The 2629-nt window shown below is 61.9% G+C and carries 3 protein-coding genes and 1 pseudogene; all 4 read left to right on the top strand.

All coding sequences use genetic code 11. The features are described from left to right. A partial coding sequence (ccoO, locus tag ACQKQA_RS30135) for a cytochrome-c oxidase, cbb3-type subunit II (RefSeq protein ID WP_427564779.1) occupies positions 1-438 on the top strand: 438 nt, incomplete at its 5' end. A gap of 3 nt (positions 439-441) precedes the next feature. Then, the gene (locus ACQKQA_RS30130) at positions 442-666 is read left to right on the top strand and encodes a cbb3-type cytochrome oxidase subunit 3 (protein WP_427564778.1); all 225 of its coding nucleotides are present in this window, start codon (positions 442-444) and stop codon (positions 664-666) included. Beyond that, positions 663-1613 carry a cytochrome-c oxidase, cbb3-type subunit III gene (gene ccoP, locus ACQKQA_RS30125; RefSeq protein ID WP_427564777.1) on the top strand — a complete coding sequence of 317 codons (951 nt, stop codon included), beginning with the start codon at positions 663-665 and terminating at the stop codon, positions 1611-1613. Before ACQKQA_RS30130 ends, ccoP begins: the two co-directional genes overlap by 4 nt. A 480-nt stretch (positions 1614-2093) precedes the next feature. Next, positions 2094-2534 (top strand): annotated as a pseudogene (locus tag ACQKQA_RS30120) (cbb3-type cytochrome c oxidase subunit I); the annotation flags it as partial. Between the last annotated feature and the right edge of the window lie 95 nt (positions 2535-2629).

The following is a 2629-nucleotide window of genomic DNA, read 5'->3' as shown; positions in this document are numbered from 1 at the left end:
ATCTACATCCGTGAAGGCTGCGTCGGCTGCCACTCGCAGATGATCCGTCCGTTCCGCGCCGAAACCGAACGCTACGGCCACTACTCGGTCGCCGGCGAAAGCGTCTGGGACCACCCGTTCCTGTGGGGCTCCAAGCGTACCGGTCCGGACCTGGCCCGGGTCGGCGCCCGCTACTCCGACGACTGGCACCGCGCGCACCTGTACAACCCGCGCAACGTGGTGCCCGAGTCGAAGATGCCGGCCTACCCATGGCTGGTCACCCAGCAGGTCGACAGCAGCCACACCGAAACCAAGCTGCGCGCCATGCGCACCCTCGGCGTGCCGTACAACGACGACGATATCGCCGGCGCCGTCGCCTCCCTCAAGGGCAAGACCGAAATGGACGCCCTGGTCGCCTACCTGCAAGTGCTCGGCACTGCGATCAAGAGCAAGAGGTGAGCCATGGGTCTTGAACTCGATACCGGCATGATCCGCGGGCTGGGCACGCTGGTGGTGATGATCGCCTTCATCGGCCTGTCGATCTGGGTATTCAACGCCAAGCGCAACCCGGAGTTCGCCCAGGCGCGCCTGCTGCCCTTTGCCGACGAACCGGCGCCGGAAATGCCCGGCAATTCATCTGATGACGCTCAATCCGAAGAGCATGCGACAAGGAGCATTCGGCCATGACCACCTTCTGGAGTACGTACATCTGCGTACTGACCATTGGCAGCCTGATCGGCTTGACCTGGCTGTTGATCGGCACGCGCAAGGGCGAGACCAAGGGCAGCGTCGACCAGACCATGGGCCACGCGTTCGATGGCATCGAGGAGTACGACAACCCCCTGCCGCAATGGTGGTTCCTGCTGTTCGCCGGCACCCTGGTGTTTTCCGTCGGCTACCTGATCCTCTACCCGGGCCTGGGCAACTGGAAAGGTATCCTGCCGGGCTATGAGGACGGCTGGACCCAGACCAAGGAATGGGAAAAGGAAATGAACAAGGCAGACGCCAAGTTCGGTCCGATCTTCGCCAAATTCGCGGCCATGCCCGTGGAAGAAGTGGCCAAGGACCCGCAAGCGCTGAAAATGGGCGGACGCCTGTTCGCGTCCAACTGCTCGGTGTGCCACGGTTCCGACGCCAAGGGCGCCTTCGGCTTCCCCAACCTGGCCGACAGCAACTGGCGCTGGGGCGGCAGTGCCGACACCATCAAGGCCACCATCATGGGCGGCCGCATGGCAGCCATGCCGGCCTGGGGCGAAGTGCTGGGCGAAGACGGGGTGAAGAACGTCGCGGCCTATGTACGCCACGACCTGGCCGGCCTGCCATTGCCAGCCGACAGCAGCGCCGACCTGGCCGCCGGCAAGCAGGCGTTCAGCACCACCTGCGTCGCCTGTCACGGCGCCAACGGCCAGGGCACTGAAATCATGGGGGCGCCGAACCTGACGCAACCGGCCGGCTTCATCTACGGCACCAGCCTGACCCAGCTGCAACAGACCATTCGCCATGGTCGCCAGGGCCACATGCCGGCGCAGAACGAACTGCTCGGCAACGACAAGGTCCAGCTGCTCGCGGCCTATGTCTACAGCCTGTCGCACAACGCGGCCGCCCAGGCCAAAACCGAAAACCCCAGCGAGTAATCGCCGCTCCTCCCCTGCCGCATCCTTCGATGCGGCAGTTCCCCGCCTCGACGCGACCAAGTGTCGCACCCTCTCTACCTCCTGCCTTTCCACTCTCCGGATTCGGGTCTAAGCTGCTTCCCAGTGGACTGGCAATGGCCGGTCACAGACCAGAAGTAGCCGCTGCATTCGAAGCCGTTGTCCGAGGGCAGGCCGCAAAGGCTGGTTTATACCGGCTGTCGCGTCACTTACCGTCTGTCGCTCGCTCAGTTGCTTTCCACACACCCGGTTACAACTGACCTGTCCCCCCGCCTTTTTTTCGTCCGCTGCGACATTTTGTCCGGGGCTGATTTTGTCCTTACTCCGCGTATGGAAAGGCCGCAGAATCAGCTTTTGAAAGCATTGACCCAGGTCATGGCGCGTTGCAATGACCCCCCGCTTTCTCCATACTTGCGGCCGATTTTTACTCCTAATAAAACACCCAAACCGTGGAACCTTAGAATGAGCACAGCAATCAGTCCGACTGCTTATAACTATAAGGTAGTCCGCCAGTTCGCCATCATGACGGTGGTCTGGGGGATCCTTGGCATGGGGCTCGGTGTCTTCATCGCCTCACAACTGGTCTGGCCGGAGTTGAACTTCGGTCTGCCGTGGACGACGTTTGGACGCCTGCGCCCGCTGCACACCAACCTGGTGATTTTCGCCTTCGGTGGATGTGCGTTGTTTGCCACTTCTTACTACGTCGTGCAGCGAACCTGCCAAACGCGACTGATTTCCGACAGCCTCGCGGCCTTCACCTTCTGGGGTTGGCAAGCCGTGATCGTCGGCGCGATCGTTACCTTGCCGCTGGGTTACACCACCACCAAGGAATACGCGGAACTGGAATGGCCCCTGGCTATCCTGCTGGCCATCGTCTGGGTCACCTACGGTCTGGTGTTCTTCGCTCGCGATCCAGGCGATACGGAGCAACTGAAATCACAGGCATAAAAAAACGGCGCTCACGGGGCGCCGTTTTTTCGGTTCGCAGCGAACGCCTT

The sequence above is a fragment of the Pseudomonas sp. NPDC089530 genome (genome assembly GCF_050280705.1).
Lineage (GTDB): Bacteria > Pseudomonadota > Gammaproteobacteria > Pseudomonadales > Pseudomonadaceae > Aquipseudomonas.
The sequence above is the reverse complement of the archived record's forward strand: the minus strand, read 5'-3'. Positions and strand labels throughout refer to the sequence as shown.